Annotated in this window: 22 protein-coding genes and 2 tRNA genes; 17 read left to right on the top strand and 7 right to left on the bottom strand. The window is 49.4% G+C overall.

Translation table 11 applies throughout. The annotated features are described in order from the left end of the window. Positions 1-72: 72 nt before the first annotated feature. On the bottom strand, positions 73-585 hold the full coding sequence (locus GCWU000321_RS05300) for a flavin reductase (protein ID WP_007070079.1): 513 nt from the start codon (positions 583-585) through the stop codon (positions 73-75). 183 nt (positions 586-768) lie between these two features. On the opposite strand from GCWU000321_RS05300, the gene GCWU000321_RS05295 reads away from it, so the two are divergent. From GCWU000321_RS05295 to GCWU000321_RS05285, 3 genes are read left to right on the top strand one after another with little or no spacing between them, the layout of a single operon-like run. Then, the gene (locus tag GCWU000321_RS05295; protein WP_007070078.1) at positions 769-1983 is read left to right on the top strand and encodes an MFS transporter; all 1215 of its coding nucleotides are present in this window, start codon (positions 769-771) and stop codon (positions 1981-1983) included. Further along, the gene (locus GCWU000321_RS05290) at positions 1984-2937 is read left to right on the top strand and encodes an alpha/beta hydrolase (protein WP_007070077.1); all 954 of its coding nucleotides are present in this window, start codon (positions 1984-1986) and stop codon (positions 2935-2937) included. A 44-nt stretch (positions 2938-2981) separates the two neighbouring features. Beyond that, positions 2982-3974, top strand: a complete 993-nt coding sequence (locus tag GCWU000321_RS05285) for a deoxyguanosinetriphosphate triphosphohydrolase (protein WP_007070076.1) — start codon at positions 2982-2984, stop codon at positions 3972-3974. Between the two features lie 149 nt (positions 3975-4123). On the opposite strand, the gene GCWU000321_RS09470 is transcribed toward GCWU000321_RS05285, so the two are convergent. Then, entirely contained in the window at positions 4124-4585 is a 462-nt protein-coding gene (locus GCWU000321_RS09470; RefSeq protein ID WP_244835145.1) for a winged helix-turn-helix domain-containing protein, read from the bottom strand. Further along, entirely contained in the window at positions 4563-4943 is a 381-nt protein-coding gene (locus GCWU000321_RS09780) for a hypothetical protein (protein ID WP_040381334.1), read from the bottom strand. The genes GCWU000321_RS09470 and GCWU000321_RS09780 overlap by 23 nt, the downstream gene beginning before the upstream one ends. A gap of 218 nt (positions 4944-5161) precedes the next feature. On the opposite strand from GCWU000321_RS09780, the gene GCWU000321_RS05270 reads away from it, so the two are divergent. Both GCWU000321_RS05270 and GCWU000321_RS05265 read left to right on the top strand, forming a co-directional pair. After that, positions 5162-6667 carry an ArnT family glycosyltransferase gene (locus GCWU000321_RS05270; RefSeq protein ID WP_007070072.1) on the top strand — a complete coding sequence of 502 codons (1506 nt, stop codon included), beginning with the start codon at positions 5162-5164 and terminating at the stop codon, positions 6665-6667. Next, positions 6579-7622: an NAD-dependent epimerase/dehydratase family protein gene (locus GCWU000321_RS05265; protein WP_071585484.1), complete on the top strand. Its 1044-nt coding sequence runs from the start codon at positions 6579-6581 to the stop codon at positions 7620-7622. Before GCWU000321_RS05270 ends, GCWU000321_RS05265 begins: the two co-directional genes overlap by 89 nt. Before the next feature lie 232 nt (positions 7623-7854). Here GCWU000321_RS05265 and GCWU000321_RS05260 read toward each other — a convergent pair whose 3' ends face one another. Further along, the gene (locus tag GCWU000321_RS05260) at positions 7855-8778 is read right to left on the bottom strand and encodes a LysR family transcriptional regulator (protein ID WP_156777744.1); all 924 of its coding nucleotides are present in this window, start codon (positions 8776-8778) and stop codon (positions 7855-7857) included. A 299-nt stretch (positions 8779-9077) separates the two neighbouring features. On the opposite strand from GCWU000321_RS05260, the gene GCWU000321_RS05255 reads away from it, so the two are divergent. The 3 genes from GCWU000321_RS05255 to GCWU000321_RS05250 all read left to right on the top strand — a co-directional run bounded on the left by GCWU000321_RS05255 (position 9078) and on the right by GCWU000321_RS05250 (position 11620). Next, positions 9078-9263 carry a hypothetical protein gene (locus GCWU000321_RS05255; protein WP_007070069.1) on the top strand — a complete coding sequence of 62 codons (186 nt, stop codon included), beginning with the start codon at positions 9078-9080 and terminating at the stop codon, positions 9261-9263. 782 nt (positions 9264-10045) lie between these two features. Then, complete coding sequence (locus GCWU000321_RS09570) at positions 10046-10210, top strand: hypothetical protein (protein WP_007070068.1); 165 nt, start codon at positions 10046-10048, stop codon at positions 10208-10210. A gap of 132 nt (positions 10211-10342) precedes the next feature. Beyond that, positions 10343-11620, top strand: coding sequence for an SLC13 family permease (locus GCWU000321_RS05250; protein WP_040381911.1), 1278 nt, complete (start codon positions 10343-10345; stop codon positions 11618-11620). A 452-nt stretch (positions 11621-12072) separates the two neighbouring features. Here the strand turns inward: GCWU000321_RS05250 and GCWU000321_RS09170 are convergent, their stop codons facing one another. Beyond that, a complete protein-coding gene (locus GCWU000321_RS09170; protein WP_007070066.1) occupies positions 12073-12792 on the bottom strand; it encodes a BUD32 family EKC/KEOPS complex subunit in 720 nt (239 codons plus the stop codon). A gap of 176 nt (positions 12793-12968) precedes the next feature. On the opposite strand from GCWU000321_RS09170, the gene GCWU000321_RS09165 reads away from it, so the two are divergent. The 4 genes from GCWU000321_RS09165 to GCWU000321_RS05225 all read left to right on the top strand — a co-directional run bounded on the left by GCWU000321_RS09165 (position 12969) and on the right by GCWU000321_RS05225 (position 18040). After that, the gene (locus GCWU000321_RS09165) at positions 12969-13556 is read left to right on the top strand and encodes a prepilin peptidase (protein ID WP_050754520.1); all 588 of its coding nucleotides are present in this window, start codon (positions 12969-12971) and stop codon (positions 13554-13556) included. Beyond that, on the top strand, positions 13501-13998 hold the full coding sequence (locus tag GCWU000321_RS05235) for a pilus assembly FimT family protein (RefSeq protein WP_022027714.1): 498 nt from the start codon (positions 13501-13503) through the stop codon (positions 13996-13998). The genes GCWU000321_RS09165 and GCWU000321_RS05235 overlap by 56 nt, the downstream gene beginning before the upstream one ends. A 159-nt stretch (positions 13999-14157) precedes the next feature. Further along, positions 14158-16245 (top strand): McrB family protein, encoded by a 2088-nt coding sequence (locus GCWU000321_RS05230; RefSeq protein WP_007070063.1) that lies wholly within the window; start codon positions 14158-14160, stop codon positions 16243-16245. Beyond that, a complete protein-coding gene (locus GCWU000321_RS05225; protein WP_007070062.1) occupies positions 16229-18040 on the top strand; it encodes a nuclease domain-containing protein in 1812 nt (603 codons plus the stop codon). The genes GCWU000321_RS05230 and GCWU000321_RS05225 overlap by 17 nt, the downstream gene beginning before the upstream one ends. A 45-nt stretch (positions 18041-18085) precedes the next feature. On the opposite strand, the gene GCWU000321_RS05220 is transcribed toward GCWU000321_RS05225, so the two are convergent. Both GCWU000321_RS05220 and GCWU000321_RS05215 read right to left on the bottom strand, forming a co-directional pair. Continuing rightward, positions 18086-19723, bottom strand: coding sequence for a ClC family H(+)/Cl(-) exchange transporter (locus GCWU000321_RS05220; protein WP_007070061.1), 1638 nt, complete (start codon positions 19721-19723; stop codon positions 18086-18088). Between the two features lie 46 nt (positions 19724-19769). After that, the gene (locus GCWU000321_RS05215; protein WP_007070060.1) at positions 19770-20390 is read right to left on the bottom strand and encodes a cyclodeaminase/cyclohydrolase family protein; all 621 of its coding nucleotides are present in this window, start codon (positions 20388-20390) and stop codon (positions 19770-19772) included. Between the two features lie 180 nt (positions 20391-20570). Here GCWU000321_RS05215 and GCWU000321_RS05210 point away from each other — a divergent pair. From GCWU000321_RS05210 to GCWU000321_RS05190, 5 genes are all read left to right on the top strand, one after another. Continuing rightward, positions 20571-20646, top strand: a tRNA-His gene (locus GCWU000321_RS05210). Positions 20647-20699: 53 nt separating this feature from the next. Then, positions 20700-20773, top strand: a tRNA-Gln gene (locus tag GCWU000321_RS05205). Positions 20774-21084: 311 nt separating this feature from the next. Continuing rightward, positions 21085-22380 carry an ArsB/NhaD family transporter gene (locus GCWU000321_RS05200; protein ID WP_007070059.1) on the top strand — a complete coding sequence of 432 codons (1296 nt, stop codon included), beginning with the start codon at positions 21085-21087 and terminating at the stop codon, positions 22378-22380. 299 nt (positions 22381-22679) lie between these two features. After that, on the top strand, positions 22680-25073 hold the full coding sequence (ppsA, locus tag GCWU000321_RS05195) for a phosphoenolpyruvate synthase (RefSeq protein WP_007070058.1): 2394 nt from the start codon (positions 22680-22682) through the stop codon (positions 25071-25073). An 86-nt stretch (positions 25074-25159) separates the two neighbouring features. Next, a complete protein-coding gene (locus tag GCWU000321_RS05190) occupies positions 25160-25795 on the top strand; it encodes a helix-turn-helix transcriptional regulator (protein ID WP_007070057.1) in 636 nt (211 codons plus the stop codon).

The raw sequence follows: 25795 nt of genomic DNA, 5'->3' as shown, positions 1-25795 counted from the left end.
AATAAAAAAGACGCGGCGGCGTCTTTTTTATTTCTTCGGTGGAAGCCGGAAATGATGTTTTGGCTGTAGTTTTTATTTCTTCTGAAGAATCTTGATGATTTCCCCGATGTAGGCGCTGTGGTTATTGCCGGCGCGGCGCCCTGTGTTCCACTCGTCATACGCGCTCTTGTCGGTGTAATGATCCGGCGTCATCTCGGCGGTATATATCTTTTTGCATACGAAGATGAGATTCGCTTCTTCGATGCCTGACGCGTCTCCGATAGCAAGAGGGTGGAGTCCGGAGCCTTCATACTTGTTTTCATCCCGGCCGGAGTGGCTGCCCATGTAGCTCATCTGCGGCTTGTGTTTCTCCGGGAGGAATGACAGGGTGAAATAGTCCTGGCTGTCGAGAATCGTTTTGGTGAAACGGCTCTGTCGGATGTAGATGGTGGCGGTTTTCTTTCTCCACATGACGCCGAAGCCGCCCCAGGTAACGAGAAGTGTATTGCATTTCTCTATATTTCCTGCGGTCACAAGGACGTACCTGCTCCATGAGGTAAAAGGATTGATGTTTATTTCTTCCGGGGTGATTTCTGTAAAAGCCATCACAAGCCTCCTTTTATAAATGATTTGTAATTGACATAAACAGTATAACAAATCGGTGAGAATCAGGCGAGGAGGAGGAGAAGCGGGGAAAGCGGTGCGGCAGCCATTTGACATTCGGGAATGCATTGGATATAACTGTATATTGTAAGAGAATATTAAAATGATAAAAGGGAAGGAGGAGCTATGGAAAAAAATACAGGCTGGAAGCGTATCGTGTACCTGATGTGTGCCATCCAGGTGGGTGCGGGAATCGCGATGATCGGCGTCATGGCGTTTCTTTCTCTTTTTCTTGGTGAAATCGGTGTCACTGATGCGGGCGAGGCGGCTTTCTGGGCGGGGCTCATTTCAGGGGTCACGCCGTTTATGATTGCTCTTTCCGCGCCTTTCTGGTCTATCCAGGCAGACCGCCGCGGCCCGAAACTTGTCATGTCCATCGTCCTTGCGGCGGTGACACTGACAGCGTTTCTCTGCGCCGTGTCTACTTCGCCGTGGCAGGTGTTTATCTTCCGCCTGCTGCAGGGGCTGGTGGGCGGTTTCGTTCCCATCGGACTGTCGGTCATCGCTTCCGTATCTCCGGAAGAAGAAACGTCCCGCACGCTCGGTTACTTTCAGGCGGCCATGGTGTCAGGCATTATGTTCGGCCCTCTTGTGGGAGGTCTTGTGGCGGATACACTGGGGTACCGCATGCCCTTTGTTTTCTTTGGCGTCCTGTCCCTCCTCTGTCTGATCTGCCTCCGCCTGTTCATGCCTGAAATCCATCGCAAGGGGGCATCGGGAGAAAAATCTTCCACCTGGCAGGAATTGAAATATTTTGCTGCTGTTCCCCGCGTGCGTCTTATGGTGGGGATCCAGTTCCTCTGTAATTTCGGCATCACCGGTATCGGTCCCATACTCCCTCTTTACATCAAGGACATGCTTGGCGGCGGGTCGGAGATTATCGCCACGATCGTAGGCATCATTATATTTCTTGCCGGCGGCGCGAGCGCGCTCTGCTCTCTTTCCACAGGGGCAGTGACGGCCCGCGTTTCTCTGCCGCGGCTTTTGACAGCGGCGACCGTTTTTGTGGGACTGACTTTTATCATGCAGTATATGATGACAAACGTGTGGGGGCTTGGTTTCTTCCGTGCCGTTACAGGAATCGGCATGGGGTTCATCATGCCTGTGGCCAATACGCTCATCGCGCAGGCGGTGCCCAATGAAAAGAGATCCATCGTCTTCGGCGTCGTGTCAAGCGTCGTTCTCATGGGCAACGTGGCGGGCCCTGTATGCAGCGGAGCGCTTGCCATGGTATGCGGCTATGCGGCCGTTTTCTGGTCTACCGCTGTTGCCTTCCTTGCAGCAGGCATTGTCGTATATATCAATTTCAAAGATGAAATAAACGGAAATAAGGAGATTTGATTGCGTTTTTTCTTTAAAATAGTAAAAATACTGATTCTTTTTCTTCTGTTTGCCTTTGTCGGAGCAGGATTCTATGCGGGAAATACCGCTTATGAAACGATGCTCACCGCGCCGTGGGAAAAAATCCTCGGCGTGACGAAACAGACAGCAGATCTTTCGCGCATTCACCGCAGGGAGCAGAAGGACGGGTGGCAGCCCGTGGAAATCCGTTCCGCTGACAGGACAAAACTTCGCGGAACCTACATCGAAAACAGCCGCTCTTCTGACCGTACGGTTATTCTTCTTCACGGGCTTTACCAGAATCGCTCCATGTGCATCCCTTATGTGGATATGTATCGGGATATGGGGTATAATGTCCTCCTCATCGACCAGCGGGGCCACGGAGAAAGCGGCGGCAGCCATACCACCTGGGGTCTTCGTGAAACAGACGATCTTGATGCCTGGACAGAGTGGCTGAGAGGAAAGGACGGCGGTGTGAAAATCGGTATGCATGGGATTTCGCTCGGCGCGGCGATGGCTCTTATTTACAGCGGAACAGAAAGAGGGAAAAATATTTCTTTCTATGTGGCTGACAGTGCTTATGGGGGCATGATGGAACTGGGGAAGGACAAGATCTCCGCCTATACCGGCGATCCCCGGTTTTTGTGGGGGATGGATCTCGTGGAGCCTTTTTTCCAAAGCGTCCTGTGGCTGAAGAGCGGAAAGACACTGTCCGACATAGATCCGCTGGAGGCGGTCAGACGTATGACAGCGCCTGTCCTTTTTCTCCACGGCGGCGCGGACACACTCATTCCGCCGAAGACGGCAGAGGAACTACTGCAGGCATCAGGAAGCAGCAAAAAGGAACTTTTTATTTTTGACGGCGCGGGCCATACTATGGAAATGGCGGCAAACGGCGATGCTTACCGGAAGGCGGTCCGCGTATTTCTTGAAAGTCTTTCTCAAAACATGTGATACAATAAAAGACAGAGAAGTGATGAATCGAGAAAGGAGCGACCATGCTGATCCGTGAACGTACAGAGGAGCTGGAAAAGAAACTTCTGAGTCCTAAAGCGGCTTTTTCCGCGGACGCAAAAAGAAGCAGGGAGGAAACGGAAGATCCCATGCGCACGAAATTTCAGCGCGACAGGGACCGTATTCTCCACAGCAATTCTTTCCGCCGGCTGAAACATAAGACACAGGTATATATCGCGCCTGAAGGCGACCACTACCGGACACGCATGACGCATACCCTTGAAGTGGCGCAGATCGGCCGTACGATGGCCCGCGCCCTGCGGCTGAATGAAGACCTTGTGGAAGCCATCGCCATGGGCCACGACCTGGGACACACTCCTTTCGGACATGTGGGAGAGCAGGCGCTCCGCGACGTATGCGGACACTTCGAGCATAATGAGCAAAGCGTGCGCATCGTGGAATGTCTTGAAAATGACGGCAGAGGACTCAATCTGACCGAGGAAGTGAAAGACGGCATGCTCAACCATTCAGGGAATCTCAAGGCGCACACGCTGGAAGGCGGGCTCATCAAGTACGCCGACCGTATCGCCTACCTCTGCCATGACTATGATGACGCGGAAAATATGGGGCTCATTTCGGCAAAGGAACTGCCTGACCGTGTCCGCCGCGTGCTGGGGACGACCCACTCCTCCATGATTACTGCCATGGTACAGAATCTGGTGGAAAATTCCATGGATGAAGATACCATACACATGGACAAAGAAGGGGACGAAGTCCTTCTTGAATTCCGGTCCTTCATGTTTGACCGGGTCTACATGTCACAGCCGCTCATCCCCGATCGGAAACGGGGACATGGCGTAGTTGTCATGCTTTATGAATGGTACATGAGCCATCCTGATGAGCTGCCGGAGAAGCAGAAAAAACTGGCGCAGGGAAATATTTTCTTGGCTGCCAGAGATTACATCAGCGGGCTTACCGATAATTTTGCCATCAACCTGTTCAAAGAGAAATATATGCCCAAGTATTGGAACCTGTAAATCAAAAAGCCGTGAGGAAAGAAAACGAAAAATCCTCATGGCTTTTCCTGTAATTGATACCGTGGCAGTATACTTCATTTCGTGTTTTCAGAAATAAAAAAGCCTGTACGGGAAAATCCTGCACGGGCTTTTCGCATGGGAAGGGCCGGTCATGGCCTGAACTTGTATCCCACGCCCCAGATGGTCAGAATATGCTGGGGATCGGCGGGGTCTTTTTCGATGGCGTCCCGGATGCGGTTGATGTGGACGGGGACGGTGGATGTATTGCCGAAGGATTCCATGCCCCAGATGCGGTTGTAGATGGTTTCCCTGCTGAAAACGATATCCGCGTTAATCATAAGGAATTCAAGCAGCTGGAATTCTTTATTGGGAAGCAGTTTGTTTTCTCCCCGGACGGTGACGATGCGGGTGGATGGGTTTAAAGTGATGTCGCCGATCGTGATGATGCCGGTATTTTTCTTTGCCGTCCTTTTCAGACGTTCGTAACGGGCAAGCTGTGATTTTACGCGGGCGGCCAGTACCGCGGGAGAAAATGGTTTTTCGATGTAATCATCGGCGCCGAATCCGAGACTTCTGATTTTGTCAATGTCATCTCTTCTGGCACTGACGATGAGGATGGGAATATCCAGCTGTTCCCGCAGCCTGCGGCAGATAGTCTTTGTTTCCGTAGATGTAAATGGGATCTTTTCCTTTGGTGAAGAGAATAAGATTCTGCTTTGGGGACAGGAGGGAAATCAGCCGCCGGCCGGCGGAATTTTCCGGATGTTCCAGATTGCCGTGAAAAAAGTTATGGCAGGAAATTTCGGCGGCACGCGTACACTTGGATATATTTTCCAGATACAGATAATTATTGCCGCGGCTCAAGGTTGGGGCGCCGGCCGGCATAACAGCGGCAACGATGACAGTCATGAAAATAGGCACGATAAACATGATGAGGTGCGAAATCAGCAGCCGGCTTTCTACAGTCATAGTTTCCCCTTGTATAGTTTCTCTTTTACCCTACCTCAAATGATAGACGCCTTCAAGAGAAAAGAGAGTTTAAATTTTGTCTAAAAACGGATAAAGGTGCGTTCATGGTTTTCAGGTATCGTATCCATAGAGAATAAGAAGGAATGAAATCTATAGATTACTTGCTGTGTGATATAATCTATTATGATCAAATATATCCATAGAGAACAAGAGGGGAAATGAAATCTATGAAGGAAAAAATGAAAAGCCATCCGTATTTGTTTCTGGCGGCGATCTTTGTTCTGCTGTTTCTTGCGGGAAACGAGCTGGCTGCCGTGACGGACACGGCGGAATCCAATTATGCGCTTACCGCCAGGGAAATGGTGCTGTCCGGGGACTGGATGTCGCCGCGGATTTATGGACATTACTGGTATGACAAGCCGATCTTTTTTTATTGGGAACTGGCATTGTCTTTTGCCGCTTTCGGTTTTAATGAATTTGCGGCGCGCCTTCCGTCGGCTGTTTTCGGTGTGGCGTCCGTGCTGTATACTTTCTGGTTCTCCTCCAAGGTTTATGACAGGAAAACAGGCTGGACGGCGGCTTTGATCCTCGGAACATCTTTGGAGTTCTGGCTCCTGTCCAAGGCAGTGGTCACCGATGCGGCGCTTTTCTTTTTTATGAGTGTTTCCATTGCTTCCTTCTATCTGGGCTATCGGGAAGACAGGAAGTACTATTTCCTCTGCTATGCGGCGGCGGCGCTGGCGGTTCTGACAAAGGGTCCGATCGGGCTGGCGCTGCCGGGGCTTTCAGCAATCCTATTCCTTTTATGGAGGCGGGATCTGAGGGAAATGCTCCACGTCCGTCTGATTTCCGGCATGGTGTTATTTCTTCTTCTCTGCGCGCCGTGGTACATATACATGACCGTCTATCACGGCACCGATTTCCTTTTGAATTTCTTCGGTGTCCATAACTATCTTCGTGCCACGGTGGCGGAGCATCAGAGTACCGCCCACTGGTGGTTCTACATTGCCATGTACTTCGCCGGTTTTTTCCCTTGGAGCTTCTTCATGCTTCCCGCCCTTTTCCGAAAACGGAAAGAACACGGACTTTCTTTTGCCCAGGCGGATACGGCAACGCAGTTCCTTCTGGTTTGGGGAGTGACGGTTCTCCTTGTTTTCCAGCTGATTGCCACCAAGTATACGACCTATACATTTCCCTCTCTTTTCGCCTTTGCCATCCTTACGGCAAAGCTTCTTGCCGGATATGACATGGCAGTGGGGCGCAAAGCGCTGATGACAGGCGCTGTATATACACTTCTGGTGCTGACCGTTGTACCCGTTCTGACATACATGCGGTCGGGAAAAGGGCCGGGAACCGCGCTGGCATCTATGGATACGGGAAATAAAATCATCGTTTATGAAAATAAGTACCGGACATCAACTGTTTTTTACAGCGGAAAAATAATTTACCGTCTGGCATCAGCAGATGAGATAGACAGGTTAAAACCGGGAACGCTTTCATGGAACGCCAAAAATGTGATGCCGTTCTATTCTGAGGAAAAACTTAAAGACAATAAAGACGGATATTTTATTGTTGTATCGCCCTGTACGGAAATGGGAGACACCGAGATTATTGAAGTGAAAGGAAGTGCAAGTGATGAGAATTCTGATTACAGGAGGGGCCGGATTTATCGGTTCCCATTTGACTGGGCTGCTATCCTCCGAGACAGTTACCATATTGGATGACTTGTCCGCCGGCAGGCTGGAAAATATACCGGATGATGCAAATTTCGTCTGCTGTGATGTCAAAAGCCCGCTGGCCCGGGACGTGGTGAAAAATGGACACTTCGATGCCATTGTCCACCTGGCGGCGCAGACCATGGTACCTGCCTCTATGGAGGATCCGAAGAAAGATATGGAAGATAATATAGAAGGCACAGTGAATATCCTGGAAGCGGCGAGGAAGTACGGTGTGAAGCGGATCATTTTTTCTTCTTCGGCCGCCGTTTACGGAGATATTGCTCCGGAGTGCCTTCCTGTGAGGGAAACGGAGCCGCTCCGCCCGGTATCTTTTTACGGACTGTCTAAAATGACCTGTGAGAATTATATCCGCCTCTATCAGAAAGCTTACGGCCTTTCCTATGTCATCTTCCGCTTTGCCAATGTGTACGGCGAACGGCAGGGAAACGGCGGGGAAGGCGGCGTAGTGAGTATTTTTGCCAGACAGCTGGCGGAAGGGAAATCGCCGACCGTTTATGGAAACGGACAGCAGACGCGGGATTTCATTTACGCTGGAGATATTGCCAACGGCATACGGAAAGCGCTGTTTTCGGAAGCGGCGAATATCACCTGCAATCTGTCCACCGGACGCGAAGTGACAGTCAAGGATGCAGCGGACCGGCTGCTCCGGCTGTCCGGCTTGTCAAAGCCGATCTGCCATGCCGCGGCAAGAGAAGGAGATATCTTCCGATCGGCATTGTGCAGCCAGATGGCGGGAAAATATCTTGGCTGGGCACCGGAAACGGATTGGCAGAAAGGATTGGAACGAACCTATTTTTATTTTGAAAAAGAATATCGAAGAGAACGGAACGCTATGCCGCCTGCAAACGGAATCCCTGCTGCCGGCCTGGAAACAGATAAGGCGGTGACAGACAATAATAATATTACGGATAATCGGAGGAAAAAGAATACTGATATATAAAGAAAGAAGTTGTATTTCTTTTCCCAAGATAGGGAGGAAGGTGTTTTGCTTTATGTAAAACCCTGTATTGCCATGAGAAGTGGGAAATCTTTTCAGATTGGCATCGTAAGAGATTTAAACAGGACAAAAAGGAAGTGCGTAAGTCGGATGCCGATAACTTACGCACTTCCTTTTTATACTTCTTGTTTACGATTAAAGGGTGGGCATGATGTTCCGTAATCCTTGTATTTCTTTACAGCATCGTGCTGAGCTTTCCCACTCTTTGGGAATGGCGCGCTTCAGAATAGAACTTGAGGAACTTCCGCGCGATGACGGAGAGGGGACGGCCTTTGACCTTGACCACCGTTTTGTACAGTTCTGTGTCGGCTTCTTCGATACGGCGGCAGGTGAAATGACAGCCGATGTCCTCCCCCGGCTCAATGGGAACGAGGCTTACGCCGTAATCATCTTCCGCCCATTGGAGTGCCGCAGTCCTTGTCGTGCAGATGCTGAGAATATTCGGCTTTAAATTATGTGCCTTAAAAATTTTGTTCATGATCAGATTGCAGCCTGCGGATGCACAGAGCGGCAGAGAGGCCAGATCTTTAATGGAAACCGTTTCCTTGTCGCCGATGTCGGTGAGGAATTTGGAATTTTTCGAGAAAATAGCGCATATATCTTCCTCTCTTTGGAATAAGATTTCAAAATCATTTTGATGGATCAGGGGCACACTTAAAATGCCCAGTTCCGTGATGCCGGAAAGAAGCTGCTGTGACTGCTCATTTACGCTGCCTTCGTAAATTTCATAAACCACATTCGGAAATAAGTCATGGAATGGTTCCAGACAGGTCTTAATGAAAATGGATGAACGGGAATTGGCAGCGCTGATACGCAGCGTGCCCCGGTTTCCATCGCTGATGTCATCAATTTCAATCCGTGCCATATCTTCCAGTGAACAAATATACTTCGCCTTGTGGTAAAGGATTTTTCCTGCATCCGTTAAGATCAGATGCTTGCTTCCTCTTGTGGTGATAATCAATTTTGTACCGAAATATCCTTCCAGCGATTTCAGCTGTTTGGAAAGCGCCGGCTGGGCAATATGGACAAATTCAGAAGCTGACGTCATGCTGCCCGCTTCCACGATAGCCAGAAAATTTCTGTAATTATCTATTTCCATGAGTAGACTCCTTTTCAATGCAATGGAAAAGTTTCCTCTTTTTCGTTTCGATGCCGGTCGAATTTGCATTTGTCAGAGTTTGCTGTATCTCTATATAGATTAGTATATTATTAATTGCAAGTCAATAAAAAGTATGCAAAAATGGAAAAATTTCTAATAAGAAATATTTCAAATTCCAATCGGGTATTTTTATTTTCTTTCTGCCTGGTGTACTGTATAGACATAAGAAAGGCTGCCGGCCAAATAGATTTGCATAATGTACTGAGTTTGCTGTTTCCGAAACAGAGAGGAGAATTATCATGACAGTTCAGAAAAAACAGGCTTTTGGCAGAATTTTGCGCCATCGTCTTGACGCTGCGAAATTATTCCCGAATTTAGGTGAGAAGGGAAAAGATTTCACTGATTATATCCAGGGGGCGCCCGTGACCAAATCGGAGCTCGCCCGTCATGCAGAAAAAATCAGATTATCTCTTGTGACAAAATAATATCGGATCGGCTCTCACCTTCCCAGATTCGATTTTATTATCTGTCCCTTTAGCGAAATGGCTTGCCTGTGCAGGTCATTTTTTGTTTGCTTGTTTAGGAAATAGGCGGGCACCGGCACAAATCATTCTAACGGTCTTGCCCGCATTACTGAGTCGGCGAAAGAAGTCGTCATAATGACAGGAAACGCTGATCGTCATTCAGGGTGTCGGCGAAGAATCTATTACTCTGGTGACGTCTTACCGGCTTTCCTCCTCGCAGAAACAGATCCTTCGCTGCCGCTCTTAGCTTCTAGCTCCTAGTTGCTAACCGCTAACTGCTAACTGCTAACAGCTAACAGCTAACAGCTAATGATTAATGGTAAAGAGAAAATAATTTTTATTCTGATGTGGAAGTAAAAAATATTAAAGAATAATTAGTAGAGCGGGAAGGCGGTTTATTCCCCTCAGGAAAGGGAAGCGGGCTTTTCAGGGTCTATATTTTATTGCCTATATTTCATATTAAAAAGAAAAAATAGGAATAACTTATTTATAAGGCATATCTAAATATTCTTATAAGATATTTTTAATATTTTAGAATAAATGTTAATCTTTTATCAGCCAAAGGAACGACGGCAGGAAACCGCTCCGCAGTGATCCGGAATTAATCGGCCTGCTCTGAAAAAAGAAGCGGTTAAAGTGCATGGCAGCCCCTGCCGGCATGTTTCTTATGACGAACTGATGGAACCTTGCGAAAATGGCGGTTCCGTATTTCCTAAAGTCCCGGACAGAAAGGAGGTTGCTGCATGGAAATGGAAGAAGAGGAAAAACGTAAGATTCGTGAATTCCTGAAGAAGGTGGATAAAAAATATTATCGTCCCGATATCAAAGAAAGGAAATCCTTGTCCGAAGAAATGGTAGATGCGGCAGAAGAGACGGGCGGAACTATTCCTCCTTTGGAGGAGGAGTAACCCTGCAGGTAGGAAATAGTTCAGAAAACGTCTTGGTGATTACTGCACTTTTATGACTTATTTCATGCTTACAATTTACCATTGCTTTTACAGGATTGGGGGAGTATTCAATTTATGGAAATGATTATGATGATGGATCCGGCAGTGAAGTGTCTTTGCCTTCTTGCTGTCGTGGCGATCCTCTTTGTTACGGAAAAACTTCCGCTGGCGGTGACGTCAGTTTTCGCAGCCATTTTTTGCTGGCTTCTGGGCCTTGTGCCGATTGAACAGGTATTTCTGGGACTTGCCGATTCGACGGTCGTCCTCTTCGGCGGTATGTTTATCGTAGGCGCCGCCATGTTTTACACCGGTCTTGCCCAGGATATCGGCGGACAGATCGTCAAGCTTTTTGGTACGGGGGAAATTAAACTGATGGTCGGCATTATGGTTATTGCTGCTGTCATGTCTGCCTTCCTGTCCAATACAGGCACCACGGCGTGTCTTATTCCGGTGGTTATCGGTATCTGTAAAGAAGCACACATTCCGGTTTCCCGTGAAATGATGCCCCTTGCCTTTGCGGCAGGTCTCGGCGGTACCTGCACCCTCATCGGTACCCCTCCAAACATCATTGCGAACGTCGCCCTGAAAGCGGCGGGCATGGGGGACCTCCAGTTCGGCTTCTTTGAATATGCCTGGATCGGTGTGCCGATTACCGTGGCAGGCATTCTCTACATGGTATTCATCGGCCGCCACTTGCTGCCTAAGACAGACGCCGATGATTTTAATGTGGATGAAGTGGAACAGGAAATCGAGGCCAATGAAACATCTAAAACAAAGAAAATCATCTGCGGTATGATCATGCTCGGTGTAATTATCACCATGGCGACAGGCTTCGTACCGCTGGAAATTGCGGCGGTTATCGGTGCGCTTCTCTGTGTCATCACCGGCTGCCTTTCCGAACGCCAGGCGTATGATTCTATTGACTGGGTCACCATTTTCCTCTTCGCCGGCATGATTCCGCTGGCGAGCGCTATGAATACCTCCGGCGCGGGGAAACTCATCGCGGAATATACAGTGGCGGCTCTCGGTGGAGATCCGTCTCCCTATGTCATCACCGCGGTGCTCTTCATCCTGGCCGTTGTCCTGACGCAGTTCATGAGCAATACCGCTTCCAAAGCACTCCTCTGCCCTGTGGGCATCGCTTTGGCAGCCCAGGTCGGCGCGTCCCCGCGGGCTGTTCTCATGGCGATTCTTATCGCATCCTCCTGTGCTTTCGCAAGTCCTGTAGGTACTCCGCCGAATACTCTCGTTCTCGGCCCGGGCAAGTACTCTTTCATGGACTTCGTCAAGTGCGGCACCGGTCTTGTTGTCATCTGCCTTGTGGTATCCATTGCGGTAATCCCCGTGGTATGGCCTTTCTTCCCGAATTAAGGGGAGTATGGCAGTATGACTGAAAACAGGAAATAGTAAGCCTGTTTTGCTGTCGAAATCAGAAAGTCTGTCGGATATATCAAACCGATGGACTTTCTTTTTTATGGATAGGGTATCAAGCCGTCAGTTGTTAGCCATTAGCCATTAGCTATTAGCGGTTAGCAGTTAGCAGCTAGGAGCTAGTAGCTAGAAGCTAGTAGATAGCCATTAGCCGTTAGCTGTTAGCTGTTAGCGGCAAGACGTCATCAGCGTAATAGATTTTTCACTCTGTGTCACTATCTCGCTTCCTGTCTTTCTCACACAGCATTCTTGCTCCTGCTCTGAGTAGCTGGGTGCGGAAAGGGTGTCCGGGGGATAAGGGATAATTATTCTGCCGGATAAAAACCGCCTCTGAAGGTCAGATTCAGGTCTGACGGCCAGGGCGGCATTTTAATATTTATAGGATGTATTTTTCAGCAAAAACGGCGGTAGAGTTTTTCTGCAGCTTCCACGTCTGTCATATGGAAGCGGTGGAGTTTTTTGGTAAGCATGCCGATAAAGGGGTGGGAGCGGAGGAAGCGGACCGCTTTTTCTTTTATCCCATTTTTATCTGTATCGGTATAGCCTTTTTCAATGGCATCCAGCCAGTCTCTTTCTTCTGCGTAGTTTATTCTGCAGATTCCGTGGAGAAGAAGAAGGAAATCCTGTATTTTCTGCGTTTCTTTCCTGCTGCAGTAGCGCCGGCTTTCCCAGTCGAGAAACGTAATTTTTCCACCGGTGCTGCACAGGATATCCCGCGGCGCAGGACGGCCGTGGATGACATCCGCATTGTGGAGTGCGGCGAGAGACGCGCCTATGCGGTAGAGAAGATTCTTTTTTTCTTCAAAGGTGAAATCAGGATCTTTCATCCAATCTTCTATCGTGGGGCCGCCGTCACGGGTGACCATGTATTCGGATGTGAGAACTTCGATTTGCGGAACGAGCCCGGGGCATGCCTTCGCGGCGATAGCAATCCGGGCGACTTCGAAAAGAAATTCCGTTTCCGGAGGCTGTTTTACCAGCCGGTTTCTTTTATTGCTGTACTTTCTTTTGATCCAGAAAATGGTATCATCGATTTTAAATCGTATATTCTTTTGATCCGGATGGCAGGCGATTTCTTTTTCCGCCGCTTGTTTTATGATTTCTGCATTCATGATTTCCCTGTGTGACGGTTAAATACTTTTAATAGATGTATCCATCTTAGCACGTTGACCCGATTTTTCAAGTTTCATGGAAGAGCCGGCGGCTTGAATAATCGGTTTATATTTTCTATACTGGACGTAGAATGATGAGAGGACACAGGGGATTGGAGCGGTGCGCGGGAGGACATATGGAAGAGGATGAGTGGGAAAGAACGGCCTGCGATGAAATAAAAAGGGAGGAGCGCTTTTGGGGAGGAGAATTTACTTTTCCTCTCGGTTTATGTTATTTCTTTCTTGCCGCTTTGGCGGTTTTCTTCCGGAGCCCTTTAGTTTCTTTGACGCTTCTTTTGCTTCCGCCTGCCTGGGAGGATTGGAAGACGGGGTATGTTTCCGACCATTGGAGCGTTTTCCTTGCAGCGGCAGGGTTGGGGCACAATGTTTTTTACAGCCGTCTGACGGATGGTTTTATATCCTGCGCTTTTGTTCTTGGCTTGTACGGGCTTCTCTTTCTGCTGGCAAAGCATGCCATGGGGGCGGGAGACATATTTCTTTCAGGTGCGGCTGCATTATGGCTTGCACCGGTTTCCGTACCGCTTTTCCTGTTTCTTTCCGCTTCCTCCGCGGCTATGGCAGGCATGGTGCTTCTTTTCCTTGGAAGAATGTCCCGCAGGGAGGGGATTCCTTTCTGCCCGTTTATCGCGTTGGGAGGTGTGGCGGCGTATGGCGCGGAAGTATTTCAGCTTCCGTTCTTTCCATCGTGGCACTGTTTTATTTGAAGTCCTTCTGGCAGCGGTAATTTTATCGCTTGCGGCGCTGGCGGTGATTCCTCTGTACACGGGATGGCGGAGCGAGAAAAGGCTGGAACTGGCAGCGGAGGAAGTGGCTTCGGCGATACGGCAGGTGGAAATCCTTGCGAAAAATGAGTCGGCCGATTACCCTTCTATGTCGGAAGGGCTCACGTTCTTTTGTGAAACGATGACTGACGGCACGGGACGGTATTACACGAGGAAAGGGACGGAGCGCGTGAATCCGAAAGGATATCTGCCCAAAGGGATCCGCGTGGACGGAGGGAAGGCCTCGCTCCGTTTCCGGAAAGACGGTTTCGCAGGAACGGGAGAAGAATATAATATATTTCTGACCACCGACAATGGGAAATACGGGCGGATGATTACGGTAGCCATGTACACGGGGCGTGTCCGTGTAAGGAAAATAAAATAGTGGGAAAGATCGGTTTTATGGTAGAATGAAAATGTATCAGGGAGATCTGATATATCATTAAAGGAAAGGATTCTTTCCACGGATCATGAGCTGATCCATTTAGTATTTGTCACGAATTTTCGTGCACCTTTTATTTATGCAAGAAAAGAGGAATTTTATATGGCTTATTTTATTACCCCGAATGTTACGGCGGATAATTCCGCTTTCCCTCTTCGGCAGGCAGAAGGGAAAGTTCTCGGCCGCGTCCGTTCCCTTGTCAAGGGATCCACGCCGCGGGCGGGAGTGAAGGATTACCGCTTTTTTGTTGATCCTTTGTCATCGCTGCCGCCTGAAATGGGAGAAGGCCCGCGGTTCGGCTTTACCGGATTTATGAGCCGCAGCGGCTACGGTTTCAATGCTTTTGCCGGTGAAGAGGAGGCGCTTGCCAGATTGCAGGAAGATCTGGGCGGTTCTTTCGTGACATTCACGCCTGCTCTTAGAAATAATAAGTTTTTCGTCCTTGATGATTTGAAAAAGGAAGGACGCACCCCTTTCATGGAACAAGATGAAGATTACCGTCCCGTTCCCGCTTTTGGACGGCAGGGAGAGCCTGCGATGGAAGGAGATATCAATAAATTCTGCCGCCATCTTTTGGAGGGGAAACCTATACCCGGCCTGTCAAAAAAATATTGGAACAATGATTTTACGCCCTACTTCATTGCTGCAGCTGCGGAGCGGCACGATGGAAAGTTGGGCGACTTTGTTCTTTTTGCACCTTTGGACGGTGATGCTTTTGAAGAGACGGTCATTGACGAAGGCGGCGCGTATTTTCACGGTGGCCGTCTCGGGTACAAAGTGATTGACATCTCTGACGAAATCATGGCGGGCCACGTTCTCCGCTGTGCCAATTCACCCCTTTGGTTCGTACCTTTTGAATATATTGAACGCTTGAAGGAGGGGATGGAAGAAGTGCCGGCTGACGGGGATATCTTATCCGCCCGCGGCATTGAAGAAAGGCCGGCGGTATCCTTTGCGTCCGCCGCGGAAACGCCTGCAGGTTTGGGAAATATCCTGCCTTCCCTTTTGGAGAAAGACACTTCTGAAAGCGTGACTGCCGGAGAGGAAGGACAGGCAATCGATGAGAAAGTGGAAGAAATAGAAATGTCTGAAGAAACGGAGGAAAAACCGGACAGGGAAGATGAATTCCTGAACCGTTTTTCCGCGCTTGCTTCTTCAAAAGGACTTCTGTATGCGGAAAAAGATTTGATCAATTTCCATATTTCTGTGAAATCTTCGCGCCTGACGATCCTGTCGGGGATGAGCGGCACAGGGAAATCACGCCTTGTCCGTCTTTACGGCGAAGCCCTGGGACTGCCTGATGACCGCATCGCCGTTGTGCCTGTCCGCCCGTCATGGATGGATGACGGAGATATTCTCGGCTATGCGGATATGAAAAATATGATTTACCGCCCTGCCGACACGGGCCTTGCGGAGCTTCTTCTTGATGCGGAAAGGCATCCGGAGGAAATGTATATCGTTTGCTTTGATGAAATGAACCTGGCCAGAGCGGAACATTACTTTGCCCAATTTATTTCCGTACTGGAAAAAGAGGAGGATCCGGTTATCCGCCTGTATAATCCGTCGCTCCAGGGGCGTCTTTATAATGGAGACGCCTATCCCGCGGAAATTTCCATCGGAAGAAATGTCATTTTCACCGGTACGGTGAACGTGGATGAATCGACGTACCGTCTTTCCGATAAAATCCTCGACCGCGCGAACATGATTACTCTCCATCAGGAACGATTCAGCGACTGGCTCACTGCCGAAAAGGCGGAGCCGCCGGATCTGAAGGAAATATCCTTTGCCCAGTTTGAAAGTTACCGGAAAACGGGGGATATGGAACTCACGGCGCGGGAATTGGAATTCCTTGATACGCTGAATGATGCCCTTCGGGAAGGCGGTGTCCAGGGGTGTATCGGTTTCCGCGTGGCGCGCCAGATGGACAGGTACTTAAAGAATATTCCAGAAAATGACGGTTTCGATCGGGAAGCGGGACTGGACTGCCAGCTGGTACAAAGGATACTTACCAAAATACGCGGCTCTGCCCAGCAGCTGTCTGCTTTGCTCTCGCTCTCTGACAAAGGCGAAGTGGAAGGGCGTTTAGTCAAGGTGCTTGACAGTTTTTCCGATCTTTCCGATTTTGAGGAATCACGATGTGCCTTGCGTGCTAAAGCACAGGAACTGAATTTGTATGATTACACGGTCTGAACGGTCAGGAGAAAAACGGAACCGGATATTTTCGCCGGGGAGAAGGAACCGCCGTGAAAAGAAACTGCCCTTCAGGCTTTCTTTCATTACAAAAGGCGACAGCGGCCGTGTTTACCCGTTTACCCGGTTTGTAAACGGAGAAGAAGCAGTTTTGGAAGAATCCGCCGGTGTGAGTCTCGTGGAAAATCAGGATATCTGGCTCCGCTTCGACGGGCCTCCCGATTTCCGTTTTACCATGGACGGGCTCGATGTGGTGACGCTGCCCCATGCGGAAAAGATTGACGGACAGAGTTATCTCCGCCCCGGATGGAAAGGAGAACCGTTCCTTCTTTTTGAGGGGAGAGACTTCCCGCTTGTTCCCGGTTACTATGTGATTACCGTGACAGGCGCGGGAAAAATATGGCGGGGGCTTTTGGAAATCACCCCCAAGTTCATGGGACGGCAGAGCTGGCAGGCTATGCGTGAGGAACTGGTAGAGGAAATAAAAGATCTTTCCTTCGATTTTATGAAACGGAGTATCCATATTTCCCGTTCCATGGAAGGCGAACTGGGGCTGAAATCTGCCATGCTGCTCCGTTTCTATGCCATCAGCGAAGAGTCGGACCGTGTCGTGCAGGTGCTGGGGGAACTGGCGCGTACGGCAAATTCCCGCATTGTCCGCAAACAGGGTGTCGTAAGGAGCAATCGGGATGCCGCAGGCGCCCATATCCGCTGCGCATCGGGAAAGTCGCGGGAAGGGACGCCCGTCCTGCCTGTCATTTGCTCGGAAGTGACCTGGAACGTGGCGGAGAATCGTTTTGCCAAAGCTATTTTACAAAAGCTGGATGAAAATCTCCGTTCTTTTGTACAGGAAATTGACGATCATGCACGGCGGCTGGGAAAAGTACAGGATGCCAATGCGGGATACTATAAAAATCGAGATTTTAAAAACGGGGCCAATGCGCTTTCTCATTTTGAGAAATACCGGGCCCGGGCGGTGCATATACGAAATGCTATCCGGATGGTGGCAGAGGCGACTTGGTTTCATGAAGCAGAAAGCGGAATGCCCGAAACACTGCCCATGACTGTTTTTCTTGACCCCCGTTATTCCCTTTTGTACAGGCTGTACAGAAATTTGAGAAATCCTGCCGACAGTCTTTCCGTATCATCTTTCTATCAATTCCAGTGGAAGCGGACGGATAAACTGTACGAACTTTGGTGTTTCCTCCAATTCATCAAGGCGCTGGAAGAAAAGGGGTGGGAGCTGGCAACGGGCCCTGCCGTGGTACAGGAAGACGGGAAGTACCGTCTGTCCAGCCTGGAAGAAGGAACGGAAATTACTCTGTCAAGGAATGATGAAAAGATCCATCTCATTTATGACGGCACTGTGCCCCAGCATGCATCGGACACCGACAGGGAAACGGATCCCCTCTATACGAATAATGTCCACCGCCGTCCTGACCTCCGCATGGACTACTATCGGAACGGAGCGTATAATGGCTCTCTCGTGGCAGATTTTAAATACCGTGACATTTTTTTTCTGTGGCGCGACGCGGCAAGAAGTGCGGGCATCCGTACCCAGTTCAACGCGTACCGCGATATGAATACGAAATTTTACCGCGGCATGGAAGAAAGCGATTCTCTCAGGAACAGCCGCCCTGTAAAAGAAGTGTGGGCGGTTTTTCCGAAAGAAATACCTCCCCGCGGAGATGAGGATTTCAGTCTTCGTTTCATTTCTCTTGCTCCCGGTCTGAAAGCGAACGGGAATCTGGCGGAGATGGTGGAGCGGTACATTGTTTCTCTGAATGAAAATTAGGACAAAAAAAGCGTTTGGAACCAAACAGTCCAAGCGCTTTTCAATTTACCGGATATGGTCTTTGGGAATCTGTGCCTCGCAGAGGTGGTGGATTTCTTCCGTATGCCTGCTTTCTGTAAGGAAGTAAAGGAAATCACCGGAGAGAAGTTTTGTATCAGGGTCGGGAATCATATCTGCCCCCTGCCTTTTGATATTGACGAGTACCGTGTGAGACAGACGGGGGATTTCCTCCACTGTCCGGTTTTCGAGGATGGAACCGCTGCCCACGGGAACTTCCAGAATATTTCTTTCTTCGTCGGAAACGGGCGTAGAACCATTGGACAGGGATTTTTTCAAGAGAGAATCATAAATCGGCTGGCCTTTCAGCAGTTCCGCTGTGACATAAGCTACGGCGGAAGCGAGGGCAAGCGCCGTGAGGTGATGGAAGTCACCTGTCATTTCCAGAATGAGGAGCGTCCCCGTAATGGGAGCGCGGATACTGGCGGCAAAGAAAGCGACCATGGCAATGATAATAATGTTTGGCAGGTAGAGGGCGGATAAAATGCCTGCAGAGATGAGGAGTTCCCCCTCCAGGGAGCCGATGAGGGCGCCGATGACGAGAAGAGGCAGGAAAAAACCGCCGGGAACGCCGCAGCCGTAACTGATGAGGGTGAAAAGAAATTTTGCCAGAAGAAGCGCCGCAAGGAATCCGAAGCCGTACCGTGCTTTTGCCAGCGAATCGACCAGGAAATTTCCTCCGCCTAAAACATCGGGCAGTGTGAAAGCAAGAATCGTCGCTGCAAAGAGGGCAAACATGATTTTCATATATTGGCTTCTGAAGATGGGAAGACCGTAAAAAGCGTCCATATGGATCAGGCCGTAATTGAAAACGATACCTGCAAAACCGCAGGAAACGGCGATAAGCGCCACACACCACAAGTATTCCGACGGCAGATGGACAAGGAGAGGAAAGGAAAAACTTGTCGCCGATCCGAAAAAGAACTGGGACACAATGGTGGCGGAAATAGCGGAAGCCATTGTAGGGAGAAGGACAGCGCCCGAAAAATTGCGGTGGAGCTCCTCCAAAGCGAACATTGTTCCCGCCAGGGGAGCATTAAACGCCGCCGCAAGACCCGCGCTGGCGCCGCTGGTGATGAGATACCGTTCCTCCATGCGTGTCCGTCCCATGAGGCGGCTCAAGCCCTGGGCGGCAACGGCGCCGATTTGAATAGACGGCCCTTCACGGCCCAGAGACAAGCCCGCGCCGATGCCTAAAGCACCTGCGGTGATTTTTACCCAGAGAATGCGGAACCATTTCATTTTGAAGAAACCGAGAATGACACCCTTCACCTGCGGAATCCCCGACCCGGAAGCCATGGGGGCGTATCGGCACATGCCGTAAAGTACGCCGCCGATGAAGAAAAGTGCTGCCAGCCACCAAAGGAGGGGGAGGAAATCGGAAATCCCGAAAGACGGGATAATGATTTCCTGAAACAGACGGCGGCGATAGGTATCAGCCAGTCCCAGGAGGAAACGGAAAAGGGCAATCAAAAGACCGCCGGCGATTCCGACGAGGATTCCTTCCAGAAAAAGGCGGAGACGGAATCGGTGCCAGTGATCAAGAGCGAGATATGTTTTGAAAAGCTGTTTGTTAAACTGCAGGCGGGATTCTTCCCTTTCCGCCTTTTCCGATTGAGAGTCCATAATCTTTCCGATAGAAATAAGCCGCGAAGATGCTGCAGCCTGAAAATTAAAGTTTAACCTGGTAAGTGAGTACCGCGTCGATAGCGGAAATGGCATTTTCCCAGGTGAGGTAAGAATCCTTCATCTCCCGGGCGTAAAATTCATCTTTTACGTACTTCGCATTGATTTCCACATTCAATCTGGCCGCACGGATACAGGAAACGGCTTCTTCTGCGGCGATAACCGCGTCGGTGATGACATTCTTATTGCAGTGAAGCAGAAGCTGGGTAAATGCGGGGAGCAGTTCGCTCATAGCGTCTGCCATCCGGTAAGGTGCTTCTGCCGATTTTTTAAAAGCCGCTTCCAGATTTTCTTTCCGCTTCGTGTCGGCAGGATCCCTTGGTGATTGGAGAAGCGCCATCAATTCACGGAAGTTTTTTGCATCTTCATCCATCAAATCCAGGAAAATAGAACGGGCTGATTCGAAAATGGCGGCATACTGCTCCGCTTTTTCACGGAAATCATCAGTATTCTTTCCAGAGGAAGAAAGGCGGGAAACCATTTCTCCCAGGGCGCAGGCCTGCGCTCCGATGAGTCCCGCTGCAGCGCCGCCGCCGGGAGCGGGAGCCGTAGAACCGAGAGCGGATAGGTAAGCATCAATCGTCATTTCATGAAATTTAAGAGACATAGGACCTCCTACAGGTTTTATTACTCTTCTTATTATATAGCTCCGGGCAAGATAGAGAAAAAGTAGAAGGGATCCACCGCGTACAAGAGCTTTTCTCCGGAAACTTGAAATATTGACGCCTGTGGGCAAGCATGGTATAATACATTCCGTTATACAGCAGGTGCTGTATGACAAGATGCGGCGGGTGTGGTGAAGTGGTTAACACGGCGGATTGTGGCTCCGTTATGCGTGGGTTCGACCCCCACCACTCGCCCCATTTTTTTTACACAAATCTATACGGTCTGCAGGATAGGATCCATTTTCCATAATGGGGGTATAGCCAAGCGGTAAGGCAACGGACTTTGACTCCGTTATCGGTGGTTCGACTCCACCTACCCCTGCCAATATATTGCGCGGACAGCCGCGTTTTTTTATTGGTATTTTTAAACGACACTGTACCGTAGGTACGCATTTTTATATGTGTATCTGTCTGTGAACTGCAGATTTCATGGTTTAAATTTATGCGAGAGTTTTTACATATTAATGGTTACCGCATCTTTCTATGATGAAGGGAAGGCAGATTAATTTCTATTGATTATGAGATGAATGTATATAAAGAAAATCATTGTTTTTTCTGATGGTTGTGATAAAATAAAATTCGATTCATCCCGGATGCGGACAGACACCCGCCGGGGGATGAAAGGAGATTGGAAGAATGAGCAGTTCAGTACAGTTTTATTTGGCGATTTTTATTTTTCTCATGACTTATGCGGGCATTATGTCAGAGAAAATACATCGTACAATTTGTGCTCTTGCCGGCGGCGGCGCTATGATTTACTTTGGCCTCGTTACGCAGGAGCAGGCGATTACAGAATTTATCGATTTCAATACACTGGGACTTTTGACGGGGATGATGATTTTGATTTCCGTTGTGAAGCAGTCCGGTTTCTTTCAGGTACTTGCGTTGTGGGCGCTGAAGAAATCAAAGGGATCTCCGCGGGAGCTGCTGATTTTGCTTTCTATCGTCACGGCGGTGGGGGCGGCGCTCATTGATTCTGTCACGGCAGCACTCCTGATCGCGCCCATGACGATTTCCCTGTGCCGCATGCTTCGTATGTCTCCCGTGCCTATTCTGATTTCTGAAATATTGATGTGCAACATAGGCGGTACGGCACTTATGATCGGGAATCCGCCAAACGTCATGATCGGTTCCGCGACACACCTGGATTTCAATGACTTCCTTATAAATCTGGCTCCGGTCGTTGTCATTACGGTCATTGTTATCCTGATTGCGGTTCTTCTCATTTTCAAGAATGATTTTTCCGGTGTCCGCATGAGTGCGAAAGAGCTGGAAAAAATTGATATTATGTCCGGCGTGGAAGACAAATCTATTTTCAGCCGGTCGCTTATGGTTCTCGCACTTACGGTCCTCGGCTTCGTTGTCCATTCCCATTTCGGTCTGGAATCGGCAACGGTCGCCATGACGGGTGGTATGGCGGCACTGCTCTTCTGCGGTATCAATCCGGAGGATGCTCTTAAAGAGGTGGATCTGGACACACTCATGTTCTTCATGGGCCTCTTCATTCTGGTGGGGGGCATGGAAAATGCCGGCGTCATTACGGCAATTGCGGAAAAGGGGATTGAAATGGTGGACGGCGACAGCCACCTGATTACCTTCCTCATTTTGCTTCTTTCCGGTGTAGCTTCCGCTTTCGTTGACAATATTCCTTTCACGGCGACAATGATTCCCCTGATCCAAGATATGCAGTCTCTCATGAATCTGCCCCATGCCGATTATATGTGGTGGGCGCTTGCGACCGGCGCGTGCTTCGGCGGCAACGGCACTATGATTGGCGCTTCACCGAATGTGATCATGGTGGCTATCGCGGCAAAAGAAGGGTTCAATATCAGCTTTACCGCTTTTATGAAATGGTGTTTTCCTCTGATGCTCCTGTCTCTTTTTGTGGCAGGGTGTTATCTTGAGACACGGTACTTCATTTTCGGTATGTAAATAAATAGAATAATATAATAGAGTAGAAAGCGCTTTTCTTCGGGGAAGCGTTTTTTCTGTTGTAAAAGACGGCCTTAATGAAATATTTAATATACGCTTATTGCTTTTCTTTTGTGTGGAATTGGCCGAATTAAGATAAATGAATAAAATGGGAATTTTATGTGTATGTCCATTCCGCAAATAAGATGGTTCTGCGAACCTTTTCTATTTGACTTTTTTGTATTAGTGGTATACTATAATTTCTGATGTAAAGAATATAGTATACGTTTTTACATATCATTCATTGACTAAGGAGGGTCATGATGGACGCAAGAGAAAATGCTTATGTACTGTGGTTTGATGAGCTGCGCCGCGCGGACGTGGGATTGGTAGGGGGAAAATCCTCTTCTCTGGGGGAACTGACTTCTTCCGTGGATGTGCCTGTTCCGTACGGATATGCGACAACAGCCAGCGCATACCGCTATTTCATGGAAAAGACGGGACAGAATAAGAAAATCCATAAGATGCTTCAGGAACTGCAGGATGTGGAAGATTCCGTAGAGCTCCATGAAGTCTGTACAAAAATCCGTGAAAGCATCTGCTCTGCCACTATGCCGGAAGACCTTGCCGAACAGATTGGCAAGGCTTATGAAGACCTTGCCGAAAAGGTGGGTGAAAAGAATCCTTTCGTTGCCGTCCGCTCCTCTGCTACCGCGGAAGATTTGCCGGATGCTTCTTTTGCCGGGCAGCAGGATACATACCTGAACGTCACCGGGCGGGATATGGTTATCCGGAAAGTAAAGGAATGCTATGCGTCCACTTTCACCGACCGTGCCGTTTATTACCGTGCGAAGAAAAACTTTGACCATGAAAATGTGGCGCTTTCTGCCGCCGTCCAGATGATGGCCGACGCCAAAGCGGCAGGTGTCATGTTCACCGTCAACCTGGCGACCGGCGCTGACGACAGCATCATGATCGAAGGTTCCTGGGGGCTTGGCGAATACATCGTGCAGGGTACCGTAACACCCGATAATTTTGTTGTGGATAAAGATTCTCTTACCATTACTTCCCGCCGCATCAATGAAAAATCCATCGAACTGATCCGCAAAGAAGGCGGCGATGTGGAAGAAAGAAAAGTGGAACCGGAACGTGCCAAAGCGCAGGTTATAAGCGATGAACAGATTGCCCAGCTGGCCGATTACGCGAAACGTATTGAAAAACATTACGGCTGCTATATGGATATGGAATGGGCTGTCGACCATAAAGACCGCCTTTGGATTCTCCAGGCACGCCCTGAAACAGTCTGGTCCAAGAAAAATAAAGAAAAGAAATCGGAGGAAGAAACAGTCATGACAACTGATCACAACGTACTTGTAAAAGGACTTCCCGCATCCCCGGGCATGGCGGCAGGCAAATGCCATGTCATCACCGATCCGAAAGACATTGATACCTTTAAAGAAGGGGAAGTTCTTGTCACCACCATGACGTCTCCCGACTGGGTACCCGCTATGAAGAAGGCAGTCGCTATCGTGACTGATGCCGGCGGTATGACCTGCCACGCTTCCATCGTATCCCGCGAATTGGGAATCCCCTGTGTTGTCGGGACCAAGAGCCGCAGTGTAGAAGCGACAGGCGTGCTGAAAACAGGACAGGATATTACCATTGATGCACGCAACGGCATTGTTTATGACGGCATTGTTGCCGATCTTGTGAAGAAAGGAACGCCCGCTGCCCAGGCAGCAGGTACAGCGGCAGTAGCTGCCGAATATTTCCCGCCTACAGGCACCCGCGTTCTTATGAATCTCGGCGATCCCGATCTGGCTGATAAATATGCGTCGCTTCCCTGTGATGGTATCGGACTCATGCGGGAAGAGTTCATCTGGACCACCTTTATTCATGAACATCCGCTGTACCTGATCGAAACAGGCCGGCCGGAAAAAGTGGTAGATATGCTTGCTGAAGGCATCAGCAAAGTATGCCGCGCTCTTGCTCCCCGTCCCGTTGTTCTCCGTTTCTCCGATTTTAAATCTGGCGAATACAGAAATCTCAAGGGCGGCGATAAGTACGAACCGGAAGAACCGGCCGACCTTCTTGGCTGGAGAGGCGCTTCCCGTTACTATGATCCGAAATATACCGATGCATTCCGCCTGGAACTGAAAGCAGTCAGAAAAGTCCGTGAAGAATACGGCCTGAAAAATCTGAACTGCATGATTCCGTTCTGCCGCACCGTTGATGAAGCAGAAAAAGTAACGGCCATTATGAGAGAAGAAGGATTGGAACGCGGTCCGGACTTCAAACTTCTCCTTATGGCGGAAATTCCGGCCAATATTCTCCTGGCAGACCGTTTCAATAAATTTGTTGACGGCTATTCCATCGGTTCCAACGATTTAACAATGCTTATTCTGGGCTGCGATAGAAATAATGATACCGTGGCTTCTCTCTTCGATGAACGCAATCTGGCCATCAAGAGGGCTATCCGCCACCTGATCAAAGTGGCGCACAGAGACGGCAAGACCGTATCCATCTGCGGACAGGCGCCGTCCGTATATCCAGACTTTACGGAATTCCTCGTAAAGAGCGGCATTGACTATGTGTCCGTCAACCCGGACATGGTGAAGAGTACCCGGCTGAATGTAGCCCGCATCGAGCAGCGTTTGATGCTGGATGCGGCGACGGGCAGAGGTGTCGTAGACCAGGAAGATTACGAACTTTGATTTTGAAATAATGGCAGAGGACATGGGAAAGTTGACATGTCCTCCGCCACAGTTCCGCTTTGCGGAAGAAGGAGAGAAGGGAAATTATGCAGCTTACCGGCCGACAACAGGAAATCACGAGGATCGTTCGGGAAAACGGTCCTATCACAGGGGAAATGATTGCACAGCGTCTCCATGTGACGAGGAGCGCGCTGCGTGGAGATCTGGCGGTTCTTCTTTCAGGAGAGGTAATCGCTGCCCGCCGCCGTCTCGGCTACTATTACCTTGGGGGCGGAGAAGATCCCGCGGCTGCTGAAATCCGTTCCTGCACGGCGGAAGACTGTATGTCCCGCCCGATACTTGTCGGAGCGGAATCCAATGCCTATGACGCGGCGGTTCTCCTGTTCACCGAAGATATCGGTACGCTTTTCGTGGGGAAAAAAGATGACATACAGGGCGTCGTTTCCAGGAAAGATCTTCTGAAAGCGGCCATGGGCCGTGATGATTTGGCAAAAGTGCCGATTTCCATGGTAATGACATCCCGCTCGAAAATGATTTATGCTGAACCGAAAGAGGATCTTGTATCCATCGCACAGAAGATGATGGATTATGAAGTCGATTGTCTTCCTGTAGGGACTTTTAAAAATGTGGGAAATGACAGGAAATTTGTTCTTATCGGGCGTGTATCGAAAACGAATATCACCCGTCTCTTTTTGGAACTGGGGAAAGGCGGCAGAAAATAA

This window comes from Dialister invisus DSM 15470, assembly GCF_000160055.1.
Taxonomy (GTDB): domain Bacteria; phylum Bacillota; class Negativicutes; order Veillonellales; family Dialisteraceae; genus Dialister; species Dialister invisus.
This window is presented reverse-complemented; position numbering and strand designations above follow the sequence as displayed.